The 19,880-nt window shown below is 32.2% G+C and carries 8 protein-coding genes, 1 tRNA gene and 3 rRNA genes; all 12 read right to left on the bottom strand.

Annotation, left to right across the window (positions count from 1 at the left end):
• Positions 1-31: 31 nt before the first annotated feature.
• The 12 genes from CDIF1296T_RS05710 to CDIF1296T_RS05655 all read right to left on the bottom strand — a co-directional run bounded on the left by CDIF1296T_RS05710 (position 32) and on the right by CDIF1296T_RS05655 (position 19,859).
• Positions 32-2,251 carry an ATP-dependent helicase gene (locus tag CDIF1296T_RS05710; RefSeq protein WP_003437942.1) on the bottom strand — a complete coding sequence of 740 codons (2,220 nt, stop codon included), beginning with the start codon at positions 2,249-2,251 and terminating at the stop codon, positions 32-34.
• Entirely contained in the window at positions 2,244-4,157 is a 1,914-nt protein-coding gene (locus CDIF1296T_RS05705) for a hypothetical protein (RefSeq protein ID WP_009896000.1), read from the bottom strand. Before CDIF1296T_RS05705 ends, CDIF1296T_RS05710 begins: the two co-directional genes overlap by 8 nt.
• A 241-nt stretch (positions 4,158-4,398) precedes the next feature.
• On the bottom strand, positions 4,399-6,411 hold the full coding sequence (locus CDIF1296T_RS05700) for an N-acetylmuramoyl-L-alanine amidase (RefSeq protein ID WP_009895998.1): 2,013 nt from the start codon (positions 6,409-6,411) through the stop codon (positions 4,399-4,401).
• A gap of 504 nt (positions 6,412-6,915) precedes the next feature.
• Positions 6,916-8,934 (bottom strand): N-acetylmuramoyl-L-alanine amidase, encoded by a 2,019-nt coding sequence (locus CDIF1296T_RS05695; protein WP_021389460.1) that lies wholly within the window; start codon positions 8,932-8,934, stop codon positions 6,916-6,918.
• Positions 8,935-9,207: 273 nt separating this feature from the next.
• Positions 9,208-9,324, bottom strand: a 5S ribosomal RNA gene (gene rrf, locus CDIF1296T_RS05690).
• Between the two features lie 8 nt (positions 9,325-9,332).
• Positions 9,333-9,406 (bottom strand) — tRNA-Gly (locus CDIF1296T_RS05685).
• A gap of 92 nt (positions 9,407-9,498) precedes the next feature.
• Positions 9,499-12,396 (bottom strand): 23S ribosomal RNA (locus tag CDIF1296T_RS05680).
• Positions 12,397-12,681: 285 nt separating this feature from the next.
• Positions 12,682-14,184: ribosomal RNA gene (locus CDIF1296T_RS05675) — 16S ribosomal RNA — on the bottom strand.
• Together the 16S, 23S and 5S rRNA genes with 1 tRNA gene alongside form the textbook arrangement of a ribosomal RNA operon.
• Positions 14,185-14,425: 241 nt before the next feature.
• A complete protein-coding gene (locus tag CDIF1296T_RS05670; RefSeq protein ID WP_003437000.1) occupies positions 14,426-15,400 on the bottom strand; it encodes a glycoside hydrolase family 73 protein in 975 nt (324 codons plus the stop codon).
• Positions 15,401-15,477: 77 nt separating this feature from the next.
• Positions 15,478-16,602 (bottom strand): non-hydrolyzing UDP-N-acetylglucosamine 2-epimerase, encoded by a 1,125-nt coding sequence (gene wecB, locus CDIF1296T_RS05665; RefSeq protein WP_003437003.1) that lies wholly within the window; start codon positions 16,600-16,602, stop codon positions 15,478-15,480.
• A gap of 53 nt (positions 16,603-16,655) precedes the next feature.
• A complete protein-coding gene (locus CDIF1296T_RS05660; protein ID WP_021360388.1) occupies positions 16,656-17,729 on the bottom strand; it encodes a glycoside hydrolase family 113 in 1,074 nt (357 codons plus the stop codon).
• Between the two features lie 48 nt (positions 17,730-17,777).
• Positions 17,778-19,859 (bottom strand): cellulose biosynthesis cyclic di-GMP-binding regulatory protein BcsB, encoded by a 2,082-nt coding sequence (locus CDIF1296T_RS05655; protein WP_018112603.1) that lies wholly within the window; start codon positions 19,857-19,859, stop codon positions 17,778-17,780.
• Between the last annotated feature and the right edge of the window lie 21 nt (positions 19,860-19,880).

Below are 19,880 nucleotides of genomic sequence, written 5' to 3'. Positions count from 1 at the left end.
TTCAAGCAATCTTTTAATAACTTATTATATATTAATTTGACCTTTTTTCAATAATATGTTGATTAAGTCTGCTTAAATATATACATGGTTTTTGCTCTTTTCTCTTATTCCCTATATCACTTTCATCTCTATAAGCACTTCCTGAAAGTACTAACATTTCCTTTGCTCTAGTAATCCCTACATATAAAAGTCTAATCTTTTCATTTATAGAATCAATCTTCGTTTTATGAGCATAATCTGTTGAAATACTTCCTTTTAATATAGCTTCAACTTCTGATTTAATAATTGCCATAGGGTTTTTATATTTTTCTTTTAGATACCATTTATCACTCTGAAACTTTTGATTAATATTGTCAGGGAAATTATATTCAACAAGACCTAGTAAAAACACACAATCCCATTCCATCCCCTTTGATTTATGATAGTTACATAGTGTTATACTACCGGGCTCTGGTTCATATCCATTTATCTCATATACCACATCTATTATATGATTAAACACCCTGTTCTTTACATCAAACAATAAATTATATACATCTTCTAAATCCATATTTATATTTTCTGATACTAGATACTTTATATAAAAAGATATATAATCCAGTACAGCTTTATCTTCTTTTTCTAAATTAAGTTTTTTCCCAATAAACAAAACTAAGAGGTCTAACCTTATTATTGGATATTCTAATATCTGTTTTATAATATCTATTCCTCTTTTAAAACTTAAGTATATATCACTTTCTTCTTTAAATTCTATTAAATCATTATCTAACTTACTAAATTCAAAATTATAAATAATTTCTTCGGTAGAATAGTTTTTTAATTCTTCTAAAAAATACTTTATTTCTTCTTCATTATCAGTATCTATAAAAACTTTATTAAGTACAACTATTAACTTTTCTACATCATCACAATGTAACATAAAATCAATAATATATGCTATATTGTTTATAACCTTCCTTTTATTCAAAGAATTTGGTCCTAATTCTTCAAAGGTTAGATTATTCTCTCTAAGTTCTTTAGCAACTTGTGTCACTTGTTCATTAAATGGAACCAATATACCTATACTTTTATCTGGATATTTATTTTTTATACCCTTAACGTATCTAGCAGTTTGCTCTATTTCAATTTTCCAACTCTCATACCACTTTACATTTATATTATAATGTTCTGGATTAGGATTTTCTTTATATCCCATTCCATTTGGCACAGTTTTTATTTGCATATCTTCAAGAGCATGTCTACATTCTTTCTGTCTAAATTCCTTTGTAACATACTTGACAAGAGTGTTTGCTAAATCAAGTATATCTTTTGAACTTCGATTTGACATATCCATCCTATAACAGAAATCTGCACTATTTATAAATTCTTTAAAAAATTTAGGGTCTGATGATGAAAATGTTCCTGTTATACTCTGATTTATATCTCCAACTCTAACTAGGTTTTTATTTTCGCTAGATATAATTTTTATTATATTACCTTGAATTTCATTTGAGTCCTGACACTCATCTTCAAATATATATTTGTATCTAGTTTGAAACTTCTTTCTAAGCCCTTCGTCTAAGCTTAAAGTTTTTTCTGCTAAAATTAATATATCATCATAATCTAGCAATCCATTTTGCTTTAATTTTCTATCATACAATTTATATATTGGTAAAATAATTTTAAGCATTCCTTTGTGTCCTCTTGACAATATTTCTTCAAGTTTATCTGGAGAAATTCCCTTATACTTAAGTTCACTTATTGCATTTCCTGCAAATTCAAAAAAACCTCTTTCCCAGGCTTCAAGAGTTATTTCTTTCCAGCGTTCATCTTTTTGCTCCTTTAAAAACCATCTAAAAGCTCTTTCTCCACCTTCAAATCTAAATCTACTTATACATTCATTTAATATAATACTTTTTTGCAAATCATCAGCTATATTAAAATCCTCACTTAACATTACAACTTCTGGCTTTTCCTTTATTATTTTTACAGCCAAACTGTGTATAGTCATTACTTCATACGAATTAGTATCATCTATTTTATTCTCTTCAAGAATCTTTCTTATTCTACCTTTAAAATTATTTACAGCACTATTCATATATGTAAGAATTAATATTTTACCACCCTTATGTTTCTGTTCAAGTAATAGTTTAGCTACTAAATTTGTTATTATAAATGTTTTTCCAGCACCTGGTACTGCTGGTACTGCCATAGTACCATTATCGTAATTTATTATTGGTATCTGGTCTTCTCTATAATTTATATTAATCATAATTTTTATCTCCTTTATGTGAGATTTTTAAAAGTATACTATACAATATACTCTCTTGGATATAACCATTAATCGCATATTCACTTTTAAATGCATAGATTTTCTTTGCATTTAATAACAAATTATATACTGTATTGTATAGATAATATTTTTTATAATATTCTTCCATTTCATTTGTATAAATCTTTTTTTCTTCAAAAGATTTTCTAAGTACAATTAAATTACTTATATCTTTTTCTATTTTCATATTCCAAGCATTACTTCCTATATCTACCCATATTTGTATACTTCTATCTATATTTGATGATATATATGAATAAGGAGTAGTTATTACTATTTTGTCTTTGGATTTCAACTCTTCTATATCGACAACAGAGTAATAATCGTTTATTGTACTTTTTAAAGCTTCTATAAATATCTTTTCTTTTTTCATCCCAAGTAGACTTAAACTTTCACTAAAAGACTCACTTTCAGCTATTATCTTTTTACATAACCCAACATTCTTTTTACCTTCTTTTAAATTTAACATTTTATCTATGTAAAATTGAGTTAAAAATTCATGTATTTTTATATCACTCTTCTTTTTTTCTTCAATATACTGTAAAATATCACGATACTGACTATGTTCATCTATATTATCAATACTTAAATGTCTTGTTTCATTAAAAATCTTAAATGCTTTTATCCTATTTATTTCTAAAAGAGTTTCTAAAAAGCTTAAGTATTCATCATCTTTTATAAAATCTAAATATCCATAGAATATACATGTAGCCACTACCAATGCATTCCCATATGGATAATCCACAGCTTTTTTATCCTTCTTAGTACTAAAAACATCTATATTTTTTTCTATCAAAGAATCTCTAATTTGATGCTCCAATATACTATTGTTTATAGGAGATATAATTGCTATATCTCTTGGAGATACATCTTCTTCTATAAGAGATATAACTTTTTCACTTATTAAATCTAACATTTCATTATATAATTGACTTGATTGATTTAATTCTATATTTGCAGGTAATAAGTATAAATCTTCTATTCTAATCTCCTTCTTTTTAATATTTTCTTCTTTAGGCTTAATTTTTGATATTATTTTCTCATTTATATAGTCTATATCCACATTATTAAATACAGAATAATCCCTACTATAATCAAAATATATATAACTTTGTAATGTATTATCCAATGCTTCTGTTATAAAATCAACTTCTGCATTACTTGAGCTTTCAAGGCTATCCACAATTATATATCTCACTTCTGTAAATAAGTTTTTTAAATAAAAATCATCATTAAGTAGGTATTGATTGTATAAATATATGCTTAATGCATTATCTAAAATTGAATTTGATAGTAAGGAATTTATATAATATGATATAATTTCATCCATTTGAGTGTATGAAAATCTATATATACTATCTTTATTTTTCTTTGATGAATATATTTTTTCTCCAATAAAATCAAAATCAATTAAATTAAATGCAGACTTATTTATGTTAGTCATTATACTATTTGCTATGGATTTATTGGTTCCTGTAATATCTCCAAAATATCCTTCTTGTATCCTTTTTTCCTTAACTTTTTGCACTATTAAATATTCACTTAAACTATTTGATATAAATGTTGGAGATACAACCTTTGTACTTATTTCATCACATTTTTCTATTATTAGTGGCCAGTATTTAACTAATTCTTTCTTCACAAAACTTATATATGTTGTTATTTTCAGTTCTTCACTATAATTTAATCTTAGAGCCCTTTCATATCGTATCTTTGTGTTATTGTTTGGTACTAACAAAAGAATACACCTTGAATTATTACCAGTTTTATCTAATAATTCTCTATATTTATCTAAAGCTTCATTTCCATATTCTTTTAAACTACTTTTTTCAAATAAATATTCCATATAATCACCTTCCTCAATTAAATTAAGTGTATATTATCTAATTATATCATATTGTGTATTTTACAAAACACAATCAAATTATTGCATTTAACTACAAAAAAAGACTGTATATATACTTGCATTCACATGTGCAAATGTACATACAGTCTTACTATTGATACACTTATATTTCATTTTTTGACTTTAGTATAAATTTACAACTATAAATTTACATTAAGTTTTTAAATATTTTTATTTCCATTTATTTTAATGAATCTTCTATTCCTTTACCTATTTGTGTACCCATTTCTTTTACTTTTGCAGATGAGTTTATTAAACTCATATCATTTTCATTATCCAAAAATGCACATTCTACAAGTACAGCTGGCATATCATTACTTCTTAAAACGTATAAATAATCTTTTGTAGAATCACTAGGAAGTACTCTTGTTTTTATACCTCTATTTGTAAGTTTAAATTTCTCTAAAATTCTATTTAATATATTGGTAGCTACAGTTTTAGTAGTCCCTCCATTTTTATCTTTAAGCTTATAAAATACTTCTACACCATGACCTTGTTTATTAGTTGAGCCATTATAATGTATACTTGTAAATAAATCTGGTTTCAATGAATTAGATAGAGCAGTTCTATTTCCAAGAGATAAAGTCTTATCTGTGTCTCTTGTCATTATTACATTGAATCCCTTTGAACGTAAATATTCAGTTGTTGCAAGTGAAGTATTTAAATTGTAATCTTTTTCAATCATTCCTCCAGATGAATTTCCAGGTGCTGAACCACCATGCCCTGGGTCAATCATAACTGTCTTGCCCCCACTATTTCCTGGTTCTGTTGGAGTCGTATTGTGTTTAGATAATGATGATGCTATAGAGCTCATTACCTTAGAAGTCAATCCTCCTCCTATTTTGTATACCTTATTAGCTGATTTAGCTTCTAAATTATCTTTATGGTATGCAGATACATACGTCTTTGGTGTTATAAGTATTGGAGATTTTAAGTTCGCAGCCAATGGACCTGCTGCTAAAGCATCAACAAGTACATCTGATTTAGCTACTAAAACAGCCTCTAACTCATCATCTGTATAGAATTTTTTTATTACGTTTGCATTTGTTTCGTGTCTATCTGCTCCGTATACTCTATTATTAGTAACACTATCTTTAGTTATTCCATTTACCTTATTTATAACATTTGTTGATATCATTTGAGGACCACCTATAAAATAAGCATTTTGTAAATCCTCACTCTTTAACCATTTATATGTATTGTCTGTAATACTATCTTTATCAGTTAATATAATTGGTTGCTTGTCTTGACCTGCTTTTGCTGCTATAGTAAGTGCATCCACTTCTCCGCCATTAGCATTTGTTATGTATACTTTTTCCACATCATGATTTTTATCTATTTCCTTTGCTATCAATAAAGATGTCTCATATCTATTAGAACCATTTAAACGTGTTTGACTAGCATTTACAGTTGATTTAATTTGATTAGCAGTAGTTTTAGAAATAGCATTCTCATCTCCAATTATAATTATATCTTTAGGGTTTAGGCGCTTTAATTCTGATTTTACACTATTAGGTACATTGTTTTTTTCAACCAAAAGTATTGGTGCATTATATGTGGTTGCCAGTGGAGTTGATATAATGCCATCTATACTTACATCCCCATTTATTATAACTACCTTATCTGAACCATTTTTCCAGCCCTCTTTACTTATTTTAACTGCTGTTTCATATCTATCACTTCCTGTAAGTTCTGTAATAGGTGAAGAAGTTTTTCTCAAATATTTATTTACATCTTTTCTAGAAGTTATATCTTCAATTATACATTCCTGTGTTACATTATAGTCTTTTAAATTTAATCCCAGCTTTTCTAGGTCTTGTCTGTTTAAAGTTTTATGATTATTTTTGCTGTTTATTGTTATCCCTTGTAGTTCCCAAACATTTAGATATTCTGGGTCTTGGTTATAATTGATAGTTCCTTCATATGCCCCAGTTGATTGATTGTAATTTAGAGTTGTATTCAATGGCATGTCATAGCATTTATACTTTAATGTAATGCTATCTGCATCTGGTTTTTCTTTAAATTTGACACTAACTTTTGATTTGCTACCTAAAACGATACTTTTTTTCTCTAAGTTTATATTTAAATCAGCGTTATTTTCCATAGCATTAGATTCAGTAGCAAATGCCATTGTAGGTGCGACGATTGCCATTGAAAGAATCCCTGTTGTTAATAATTTTGTATTTCTTCTCATATTAATCTCCTTACTTAACATAAATTTCTACTTTATTTTTAATCTTTTAACTTTTGAAAATATGTCAAAGTGTATCTAACCCAAAATATAAATAATATATAAGTAATATATAAAAATAAACTTATAAAACTCAAAAAATAAAAAAATTAAATATATTTAATACATTTAATTATCTATACTATATCATTTATTGACATAAAAATCCACAAAAAACACACAAACACACAATAAAATATAGTAATTAAGCTTTTATTGTGTATTACAAATGAATACTCCAACTCTTGACAATTAACTGTAGCCTTAAGATATGTAAATTCTTCATATAATATAAATCCTTTTACAATTAATCATAAAAAGACTGTATATACCTCATTTCGCACTTATATGCACAATGTATATACAGTCTTTATTACTATTATAATTACATTCTTATCTTATAGCTTTAGTTTAAATTTAAAATTGCAGATTAATTTATTTTAAATTTTTCTATGCTCTCATTGTAGACTATTTTAATGAATCTTCTATGCCTTTACCTATTTGTGTACCCATTTCTTTTACTTTATTTGATGTATTAAGTAAACTCATATCTTTCTCATTATCCAAAAATGCACATTCTACAAGTACAGCTGGCATATCATTATTTCTTAAAACATATAAATAATCTTTTGTAGGGTCAGTTGATAGTGTTCTTGTTTTTGCACCTCTATTTTTTAGATTAAATTTCTCTAAGATTCTATTTAATATATTTGTAGCTACAGTTTTAGTAGTCCCTCCATCTTTATCTTTAAGCTTATAAAATACTTCTACACCATTCCCAGTTGTATCAGATGCATTATAGTGTATACTCGTAAATAAATCTGGTCTCAAAGAGTTAGATAAAGCAGTTCTATTTCCAAGAGATAAAGTCTTATCTGTGTCTCTTGTCATTATTACATTGAATCCCTTTGAACGTAAATATTCAGTTGTCGCAAGTGAAGTATTTAATGTATAGTCTTTTTCTTTAATACCCCCTAATGGTTTACCTGTTGTTCCAGTGTCCGAACCACCATGTCCTGGGTCAATCATAACTGTCTTACCCCCACTATTTCCTGGTTCTGTTGGAGTTGTATTGTGTTTAGATAATGATGATGCTATAGAGTTCATTACCTTAGAAGTCAATCCTCCTCCTATTTTATATACTTTATTAGCTGATTTAGCTTCTAAATTATCTTTATGGTATGCAGATACATACGTCTTTGGTGTTATAAGTATTGGAGATTTTAAGTTGGCAGCCAATGGACCTGCTGCTAAAGCATCAACAAGTACATCTGATTTAGCTACTAAAACAGCCTCTAACTCATCATCTGTATAGAATTTTTTTATTACGTTTGCATTTGTTTCGTGTCTATCTGCTCCATATACTCTATTATTAGTAACATTATCTTTAGTTATATCATTTACCTTATTTATAACATTTGTTGATATCATTTGAGGACCACCTATAAAATAAGCATTTTGTAAATCCTCACTCTTTAACCATTTATATGTGTTGTCTGTAATACTATTTTTATCAGTTAATATAATTGGTTGCTTGTCTTGACCTGCTTTTGCTGCTATAGTAAGTGCATCCACTTCTCCGCCATTAGCATTTGTTATGTATACTTTTTCCACATCATGATTTTTATCTATTTCCTTTGCTATCAATAAAGATGTCTCATATCTATTAGAGCCCTTTAGACGTGTTTGACTAGCATTTACAGTCGATTTAATTTGATTAGCAGTAGTTTTAGAAATAGCATTCTCATCTCCAATTATAATTACATCTCTAGGATTTAAACGCTTTAATTCTGATTTTACACTATTAGGTACATTGTTTTTTTCAACCAAAAGTATTGGCGCATTATATGTAGTTGCTAGTGGAGTTGATATAATGCCATCTATACTTACATCTCCATTTATTATAACTACCTTATCTGAACCATTTTTCCAGCCTTCTTTACTTATTTTAACTGCTGTTTCGTATCTATCACTTCCTGTAAGTTCTGTAATAGGTGCAGAAGTTTTTCTTAAATATTTATTTACATCTTTTCTAGAAGTTATATCTTCAATTATACATTCCTGCGTTACATTATAGTCTTTTAAATTTAATCCCATCTTTTCTAGTTCTTGTTTGTTTAAAGTTTTAGGATTATTTTTGCTGTTTATTGTTATCCCTTGTAGTTCCCAAACATTTAGATATTCTGGGTCTTTATTATAATTGATAGTTCCTTCATATGACTCAGTTGATTGATTATAATTTAAAGTTGTATCCAATGGCATATCATAGCATTTATACTTTAATGTAATGCTATCTGCATCTGGTTTTTCTTTAAACTTAACACTGACTTTTGAGGTACTACCTAAAACGATACTTTTTTTCTCTAAGTTTATATTTAAATCAGCGTTATTTTCCATAGCATTAGATTCAGTAGCAAATGCCATTGTAGGTGTGACGATTGCCATTGAAAGAATTCCTGTTGTTAATAATTTTGTATTTCTTCTCATATTAATCTCCTTACTTAACATAAATTTCTACCTTGTTTTTTAATCTTTTATCTTTTGAAAATATATCAAAGTGTTTTTACCCAAAATTATAAATAAGTACATAAAAAATAAACTTCTAAAAAAATTATAAAAACAAAAAATAAAAAAATTAAATATATTGAATATATTTAATTATCTTCACTATATCATTTATTGCCAAAAAAATCTATAAAAGACAAATAAAAACATATAATAATTGTAGGTTTATTAAATTTAATACAACAAAAAAAGATTACGTGGCTACGTCCTACTCTCCCAGGCAGTTTCCCACCAAGTACCATCAGCGCTAGAGAGCTTAACTTCTGTGTTCGGAATGGGAACAGGTGTATCCTCTCTGCTATTGTAACCACATAATCTTTTGGAGCGGGTGAAGGGGATCGAACCCTCACAGCTGGCTTGGAAGGCCAGAACTCTACCATTGAGCTACACCCGCATTAAATTTTTATAAATTAGTAAAACTAATTTTTTAGAGTTAGCACTCTAAAAACTACATATATATCCTAATGAATGAACATCAAATAAATATTGGTCAAGTCCTCGACCTATTAGTATCGATAAGCTAAATACATTGCTGCACTTACACCTTCGACCTATCAACCAGATAGTCTTTCTGGGGTCTTACCCTTGCGGTGGGAAATCTTATCTTGAAGTTGGCTTCGCGCTTAGATGCTTTCAGCGCTTATCCATTCCGTACATAGCTACCCAGCCATGCCCTTGGCAGGACAACTGGTACACCAGAGGTACGTCCATCCCGGTCCTCTCGTACTAAGGACAGGTCTTCTCAAATTTCCTACGCCTGCGACGGATAGGGACCGAACTGTCTCACGACGTTCTGAACCCAGCTCGCGTACCACTTTAATGGGCGAACAGCCCAACCCTTGGGACCTACTACAGCCCCAGGATGTGATGAGCCGACATCGAGGTGCCAAACCTCCCCGTCGATGTGGACTCTTGGGGGAGATAAGCCTGTTATCCCCAGGGTAGCTTTTATCCGTTGAGCGATGGCCCTTCCACGCAGAACCACCGGATCACTAAGTCCGATTTTCATCCTTGCTCGACCTGTATGTCTTGCAATCAAGCTCTCTTTTGCCTTTACACTCTACGTACGATTTCCGACCGTACTGAGAGAACCTTTGAGCGCCTCCGTTACCTTTTGGGAGGCGACCGCCCCAGTCAAACTGCCCACCTGACAGTGTCCCAAGACCAGATTCATGGCCTATGGTTAGAGTCCCAGTACTACAAGGGTGGTATCCCAAGGATGGCTCCGCCAAAACTGGCGTCCTGGTTTCAAAGCCTCCCACCTATCCTGTACATGTAGTACCAAGACCCAATGTCAAGCTACAGTAAAGCTCCATGGGGTCTTTCCGTCCTGTCGCAGGTATCCGGCATCTTCACCGGAATTACAATTTCACCGAGTCTGTTGTTGAGACAGTGCCCAAATCGTTACGCCTTTCGTGCGGGTCGGAACTTACCCGACAAGGAATTTCGCTACCTTAGGACCGTTATAGTTACGGCCGCCGTTTACTGGGGCTTAAGTTCACTGCTTCGATTGCTCTAACAGATCCCCTTAACCTTCCAGCACCGGGCAGGCGTCAGCTCCTATACATCGTCTTGCGACTTAGCAGAAACCTATGTTTTTGGTAAACAGTCGCTTGGGCCTATTCTCTGCGGCCACCTGATGGTGGCACCCCTTATCCCTAAGTTACGGGGTCATTTTGCCGAGTTCCTTAACAACAGTTCTCTCGCTGGCCTTAGGATACTCTCCTCACCCACCTGTGTCGGTTTGCGGTACGGGTACCTTTAACCTCGATAGAGACTTTTCTTGACAGTGTGAAATCAGCTACTTCGCTACTAAATTTCGCTCCCCATCACATCCCAGCATTATCAAAGCGGATTTGCCTACTTTGACTGCCTCAATGCTTGGGCACACATAACCAACAGTGTGCTTAGCTTATCCTACTGTGTCATCCCTTCTCTCAAACGGTTATCGGTAGTACAGGAATATCAACCTGTTGTCCATCACCTACGCCTTTCGGCCTCAGCTTAGGTCCCGACTAACCCAGGGCGGACGAACCTTCCCCTGGAAACCTTGGGTTTACGGCCTGTGGGATTCTCACCCACATCTCGCTACTCATGCCAACATTCTCACTCCCATACTGTCCACATGTCCTTACGGTCATGCTTCAACCCGTATGGGAAGCTCCCCTACCCATCATTACTGATGCCGTAGCTTCGGTAGTAAGTTTTAGCCCCGGAAATCTTCGGCGCAGGATCACTCGACCAGTGAGCTATTACGCACTCTTTGAATGAGTGGCTGCTTCTAAGCCAACATCCTGGTTGTCTGTGCAATCCCACATCCTTTACCACTTAACTTACATTTAGGGACCTTAGCTGACGATCTGGGCTGTTGCCCTTTCGACTATGAATCTTATCACCCACAGTCTGACTCCCAAGTATAAGATGACGGCATTCGGAGTTTGATAGTCTTCGGTAGGTGCAATACCCCCTAGGACATTCAGTGCTCTACCTCCGTATCTCTCACCTTGAGGCTAGCCCTAAAGCTATTTCGGGGAGAACCAGCTATCTCCGGGCTCGATTGGAATTTCACCGCTACCCACAAGTCATCCCCGAGCTTTTCAACGCTCGTGGGTTCGGACCTCCACGAAATTTTACTTTCGCTTCATCCTGCTCATGGGTAGGTCGCCCGGTTTCGGGTCTACGTCAAGTAACTGAACGCTCAGTTAAAACTCGCTTTCGCTACGGCTCCGCACCTTAAGTGCTTAACCTTGCTACTTAACGTAACTCGTTGGCCCGTTCTACAAAAAGTACGCGGTCACACAAGAAATGTGCTTCCACAGCTTGTAAGTGCAGGGTTTCAGGTTCTATTTCACTCCCCTCCCGGGGTTCTTTTCACCTTTCCCTCACGGTACTATACGCTATCGGTCACTAGGTAGTATTTAGCCTTGGAGGGTGGTCCCTCCTGCTTCCCACAGGGTTTCACGTGTCCCGTGGTACTCTGGATCATATCTAAAGTCTTCTCGTTTAACATACAGGACTATTACCTTCTGTGGTGGGTCTTTCCAAACCTCTTCAATTACGATACCTCTTCGTTATGATATGTCCGCAACCCCAATAAAGAAAACTTTATTGGTTTGGGCTAATCCGCGTTCGCTCGCCGCTACTTACGGAATCGAATTTCTTTCTCTTCCTTCAGGTACTTAGATGTTTCAGTTCCCTGAGTTCCCCTCATTAAGCTATGTATTCACTTAATGATACTTAGACATTACTCTAAGTGAGTTTCCTCATTCGGAAATCTTCGGATCAAAGTTTACGTGCAACTCCCCGAAGCTTATCGCAGCTTATCACGTCCTTCATCGGCTCCTAGTGCCAAGGCATCCGCCCTGCACCCTTAATAACTTGACCAGTTAAAAAGGTTTGATAGATTAGAAGCTATCAACTTCGATAATTTTAAAAAGTTATCAGCTTTATATATTACAAATTAGATGTCATATCACTAAATATATATATGCAGTTTTCAAAGTGCTAACGCACAGCGCCAACGGATAAATCCCGTTGCTTAAAGTGCTAACGCACAGCGCCAACAAACAAACTTCACATGCGTTCAGTTTATTCTGTTGCTAAAAGTGCTAATTTTGAGTATTCGTAAAAACGAACCCTCAAAATTAAACAGTAGGTAATTCTCCTTAGAAAGGAGGTGATCCAGCCGCACCTTCCGATACGGCTACCTTGTTACGACTTCACCCCAGTTATTGATTCCACCTTCGACGACTTCTTCCAAAAGGTTAGATAATCGGCTTCGGGCGTCTCCAACTCCCGTGGTGTGACGGGCGGTGTGTACAAGACCCGGGAACGCATTCACCGCAGCATTCTGATCTGCGATTACTAGTAACTCCAGCTTCATGTAGGCGAGTTTCAGCCTACAATCCGAACTGAGAGTAGCTTTAAGGGATTAGCTCCACCTTACGGCTTGGCAACCCTCTGTACTACCCATTGTAGCACGTGTGTAGCCCTAAGCATAAGGGGCATGATGATTTGACGTCATCCCCACCTTCCTCCAGGTTATCCCTGGCAGTCTCTCTAGAGTGCCCAACTTAATGATGGCAACTAAAGACAAGGGTTGCGCTCGTTGCGGGACTTAACCCAACATCTCACGACACGAGCTGACGACAACCATGCACCACCTGTCACCAATGTCCCCGAAGGGAACTCTCCGATTAAGGAGATGTCATTGGGATGTCAAGCTTAGGTAAGGTTCTTCGCGTTGCTTCGAATTAAACCACATGCTCCGCTACTTGTGCGGGTCCCCGTCAATTCCTTTGAGTTTCACTCTTGCGAGCGTACTTCCCAGGCGGAGTACTTAATGCGTTAGCTGCGGCACCGAGGGGGGTAACCCCCGACACCTAGTACTCATCGTTTACAGCGTGGACTACCAGGGTATCTAATCCTGTTTGCTCCCCACGCTTTCGTGCCTCAGCGTCAGTTACAGTCCAGAGAGCCGCCTTCGCAACTGGTGTTCCTCCTAATATCTACGCATTTCACCGCTACACTAGGAATTCCACTCTCCTCTCCTGCACTCAAGTCTCCCAGTTTCAAGAGCTTACTACGGTTGAGCCGTAGCCTTTCACTCCTGACTTGAAAGACCGCCTACGCACCCTTTACGCCCAGTAAATCCGGATAACGCTAGCCCCCTACGTATTACCGCGGCTGCTGGCACGTAGTTAGCCGGGGCTTCCTCCTCAAGTACCGTCATTATCTTCCTTGAGGACAGAGTTTTACGACCCGAAGGCCTTCATCACTCACGCGGCGTTGCTGCATCAGGCTTTCGCCCATTGTGCAATATTCCCCACTGCTGCCTCCCGTAGGAGTTTGGACCGTGTCTCAGTTCCAATGTGGCCGATCACCCTCTCAGGTCGGCTACTGATCGTCGCCTTGGTAAGCCGTTACCTTACCAACTAGCTAATCAGACGCGGGTCCATCCTGTACTGGCTCACCTTTGATATTCAAGAGATGCCTCTCAAATATATTATCCCGTATTAGCATACCTTTCGGTATGTTATCCGTGTGTACAGGGTAGGTTACCCACGCGTTACTCACCCGTCCGCCGCTCTTTACCGAAGTAAATCGCTCAACTTGCATGTGTTAGGCACGCCGCCAGCGTTCATCCTGAGCCAGGATCAAACTCTCAAATAAAAGTTTATCAGGCTCAGATACTATTGTTATCAAAATATCTGGCTTTATGGTTTGTTTCTTGTTTATAAATTAACCTACTGTTTAATTTTCAAAGTTCATTTTGTTCTCTTTCGAGTACAGTAATAATAATATCACCTTTTAAATAACAAGTCAATACATTTTTTTAGTTTTTTTTACAATTTTTCTATTCTTTTTGTAGAAAAAAATCTTATCTTGTTATCTCCTCATATAAAGTTAACAATTATTTTGTCTCAACTTTATTATCTATCAATTGCAAATTATAACTCCTAATAACATCTATTAATAGCTCTGCATATATACGATTTCCTTTTTTATCTTCTGCTGTACTATATCCTGCATTTTCTAATGCTTGAGCTTGACTAATATAATCTTTTGCCTCAAACAACCCATGTTTTCTATATCTTTTATTATTAATTAAAAATAAACTGTGATCTTTGACAGAATCTTGTAATGAATTATACGACCTAAAACTAGCTACAATTTTTTCATTATAATGCTCTGAAGTTGAAATTTCTACACTTTTTCCTTTCCATGCTTTATCTGCTTTTATACCAAATAAATTATTACTCTGTTTTGTAAGTTTAGAATTTCCCCAACCAGATTCTAATATAGCTTGTCCAATTGTTATAGAGGGCAATATTCCATAATCAATATATTCTCTTATAGCTGAGTCTTCTAACTTCTTTATAAATTTAATTTTTTCATCACTACTATCTAATTGTTTATTTCCAAGGTATGTGTATTCTAAATCTTTCATGTATTTTCTTGCTCTACTTTTTTGAGAAGAGTCAAATTTCAATTCGCTTAATACCTTATTAAACTTTTTTACCTTATACACCTTTTCGCCTTTACCATTTTTATCTTCTACTATAAACTTTTCCCCTATATCCAATGTGTCTTTCTTTTTTATATTACTTAAATCTTCATCATGTATTACCATGTCTATAGCAAGTAAGGCCTTCCAACTTAATTGGACCTTTCCATCTCCTGCTTCATCAGCCACATCCATATAGTATTCAATTTTAGTACTTTTTAAATCCCTTACTTTGTATAATTCCTCAAAATATTTCGTTATATTAAAAATAGCAACTATACTTGCTACTATGAATACAGTAATAAAAATCTTCTTAAATAAAAGTTTCACTCTCTTTACACTTTTACTTTTACCCAAATTTTTTATTAATTTTCTAGCCATATTACTCCCCCTTAAAAATTGTATTCCTTAATATTATCATAAATCTTATATCAATTAGTTAATGTTTTAGGCCTTATCTAATTTAAATATTTGCAATTAAATTTTTTAATTATTATATCCACTATATATTTGCTTGCATTTCCATCTCCATATGGATTAGATGCTTTACTCATCTGAACATAGTTATCTTTATTTATTAATAAATCGCTCACTGAATTATATATTCTATCTTCATTAGTACCTACTAATTTAAGTGTCTTTGCTTCAATTCCTTCTGTTCTTTCTGTTTTATCACGCAACACAAGAACTGGCTTACCTAATGATGGAGCTTCTTCCTGTATTCCTCCACTATCAGTCATTATCATATAAGATTTATTTAAAAAGTTATGAAAATCAGCTACATCTAAAGGCTCTATAATATGAATTTTTTCAGGAAATTTTCCAAATATCTCATCAGCTATAGTTCGTATTTTAGGATTTAAATGTATGGGATATACTATCTGTACATCTTCAAAGTCATCTACTATTCGCTTTATAGCTCTGAATATATTTTTCATAGGTTTACCCAAATTTTCTCTTCTGTGAGAGGTTAACAAAATCATCCTATCGTTACCAATCTCATCAATTATAGGATGATTATAGTTTTCTTTTATTGTCATCTTTAAAGCATCAATAGCAGTATTACCAGTTACAAATATATTATTATTAGGTTTTCCTTCAGAAATCAAGTTTTTTCTAGCCAAATTAGTAGGAGCAAAGTGCATATCAGCAATAATACCTGTAAGTTGTCTATTTAACTCCTCTGGAAAAGGAGAATATTTATCATAGGTTCTAAGCCCAGCTTCTATATGACCAACAAGAGTTTTATTATAAAATGCAGTCAAACTTGTAGCTAGAGTTGTGGTTGTATCTCCATGTACCAATATTATATTTGGATTTTCCTTGTTTAAAATCAACGGAAGTTTATTTAAAATCTTACATGTTATATCATTCAGGCTTTGTCCTTTTTCCATTATATCCAAATCATAGTCTACATTTATATTAAAGGTTTCTATAACTTGGTCAAGCATTTCTCTATGTTGAGCTGTAACGCAAACAATACTTTTTATATTCTCTCTTTTTTCAAGTTCCTTTATTAAAGGTGCTACTTTGATAGCTTCAGGTCTAGTTCCAAATACAGTCATAACCTTGATGTCATTCATTTATATCTCTCCTAATCATCTATTTAATCTATATAAATTCTACACTTTCAAAATTATTCATACCAAGACTTAATAACTTTTATACTCTCTTTTGATGGGTAAAAATTTTTTTCGTCATCTATTTTACCTACACAAAACACAGAAAAACCATTTATCCAGTCTTCATTTTCAAAAACTTTCTTATATGCCTCAAAACACCTTGCTTGTTCTTCGCCATTTACAGCTTTTGAAGGAGTATGATTCCACGGCTGAGAACTTGCACTTTCTCTATTTGAAAAACCTAATTCTCCAAAAAATATAGGTTTTCTATGAGCTTTATAAAGGTTATATATTTCTTGTTTTATATTTTGTCCTCTATTGTTTACAGTAGATGAGTGTAAGGCAGAAATTAATTCATCCACTGTATTAACAGGTTTATTACTTAACTCAAAATATGCTGCTATAGATATAAAATCTAACTTATCAAAAAAATTATTGTTCAACTTTTGTTCATAAAACAACTTACTACTTAAATCATCTTTTTTTGTATACCACCAATTAGTTCTGTACGTTACAAGACCGTCAAATTTGGATTGTACAAAATCTATTATTTCACCCCAATTTTGTTGATATTCTTCCAAATGTACAAAATTAGAACCAATATTTAAAACATTTACATCCAGTGGATTTGCTACATCAATTATAAGTTCATTTAATATGGCATTTTGCCAAGTATAAAAAAATCTTTTTTTATTTATAGGGTTCCAGTCAGTCTCATACAATTTTCCATTTTCAATCCATGGATATGCCTCTAATATTGTTGAAATACCTTTTTTATTTAATTTTTTTATTAACTTAATTGCCTTTTCTTTACTATTATTATCTATTGACATAATATCAGAATTAATGGACTCTACATTTATAATTATAGGTACATTTACTGTATTCAATCCCAATTTATCTATATCCTTCATAACTTGATTTATTTCATAATCTACAGATAAATTGGCCGATTTAATCTTACCTTTATATTGATTATTTACTAGACTCCTATCTTTTAACTCAATACTTACAAAGTAAACTATAAATATAAAAATTAAGATTATTAATGAGATTAAAATACTTCTTTTTAATTTAAATTTATTCATATATTTCCTCAAATTATATACCTCTTTTAAAATAATAAATTTATCATATTATCTTCTTTTATATTTTTTTATATATAGCATTGATAATATCATGACTACAATTATAGTAATAAAAGAAATCATTAAAAATACTTTAGTTGTCTTATTTATACTCATATTCCAACTTGAATCTTTTACTTCTTTCTTAGATTTTAAATTATAAGCTAAATCTTCTACCTCTCCGTATTCATCAATTATCAATGTATCTCCTTTTAAATCATTAACTTTACTTTTATTCAACAAATAATCCATTCCTAAATATAAGTTTTTTTCATTCATTGAACTAATTACCATGATATTTTTTTGATTATTATATGGTGATTTTATTAATTGAATGGTAGAAATATTTTTTCCATAATCATCAATAAAGCTTATCTTATCATTTGATATAAAATTGGAGTAATTTTTATCGAACTTTATATTTAAATTATTATTTAACATCTTTATAACAGAATTATTATGTGGCACTCCAAAAACTACAATATTAGTATCCTTATACTTGTCACTAAATTCTTTTCCTCTAATTACATTTATATTTCCATTATGTGAATTTATATTCGCACCTAAAGTAACACCTAATCTAAACATCCAGGTCATAGCTTGTGACCCTGAATAATCTGGCATTATCACAGTTAAATCATTAAATTCATCATCTCTAACAAATGGATACGGATAATTTTCAAAAGATAAGGTTTCATTTTCTTTCGTAGATAACGCCAAATAAGAATTATTTGATACATATGCCCAAGGATTATTACTCTCTCTAGTAACACAATTCGAATTTTTTATACTCAAATTAAATGTCAATTTAACTTGATAATAGTTTTTATTATCTATATCTTTAGGTATTTTTAATTCTAACTTATCATTATTAGAATGTGACCTATCCAATTTTTTACTTCCCACAATAACATCATTTATAGACACTGTAACTAAAGATTTTTCAAAATCTAAATTGTCAGAATATCTTAAATTTAAGATAATCTTTGAACCATCATCTAATACCTTACCCGTTGGTATTTTGACATCAAACAAAGCTTGTTGATTAAATGCTCCTTCCAACAAAAAGTCAGAATATCCTAAGTCTTTTAATGTTAAATGACCTAAATTTAATTTTTGTTCCCTATTAATTTTTATATTAGTCTCTTTGTTTACAAGTACTGATGATGATAAAACTTGGTTAGAAAGTCTATTTTCTATTAATAAATTTGATGCCTTTATTAAATCATCTTCATTACTACCAATTACCACCATCATCTTCTTATTCTTATTGTATGGTGAATCTACTTGCTTGATTATACAGTTTGAAGATAATAGGGTTTGTTCCTTTATACTTAAAATATCCAAAATTTCTTCTGCTGTATTTTCAGGTTTACCAATATATATAATATTATCATCTGACCAATTTTTCATTTCTGAATATAATTTAACATCTAACTTTAAATCATCATTTTTTGTTATTTTTCCAAATGCTGATGCCAAATTAAACACTGCTGTAGTCTCTCCTCTAGTCATATTATCTGGTACTACTATAGTTGTATCTAATTTATGATTATTTTCAATTTCTGCATATGGATACGGATATTCATTTATTGAGTTTTCCACCTTTTTCTGCTTATATCTAATTGATATATATGATTCTTTGTGAATAACCATCCAGTTCCCAGTATTGGAATCATCTTGGCAAATTTTATCAGATATTGTTTTGTATGTTTTTATTTTTATTTCATTATATCCTTGAATTATATAATCTTTTGGAACTAATACTTCTAATGTATTTTTATAATTTGTCTTAGCATTTAATTTAATAGATTTTATTGGTACATTATTTATCAATACAGTTAAACTTGAAACATCTCCATTTAATATTTGGCTCTTACTAAAATTAAGATGCAATAAAACTTCTTCAATATCCCAATTTTTATTTACTTCAAAAAAAGTACTATTACTTCCTATAACACCATCAATAGTTATATCTCTTTCAAACTTATAATTTTTAACTTTAGTCTCATCAGAATTTACTTTGTATATAAGTGATATATTTGAAAAAAACAATACTAAAGATATAATTGATATAATAAATTTTTTCATGTTAATTCCTCCTGTACATGA

It is taken from the genome of Clostridioides difficile ATCC 9689 = DSM 1296 (genome assembly GCF_001077535.1).
GTDB lineage: Bacteria > Bacillota > Clostridia > Peptostreptococcales > Peptostreptococcaceae > Clostridioides > Clostridioides difficile.
The sequence above is the reverse complement of the archived record's forward strand: the minus strand, read 5'-3'. Positions and strand labels throughout refer to the sequence as shown.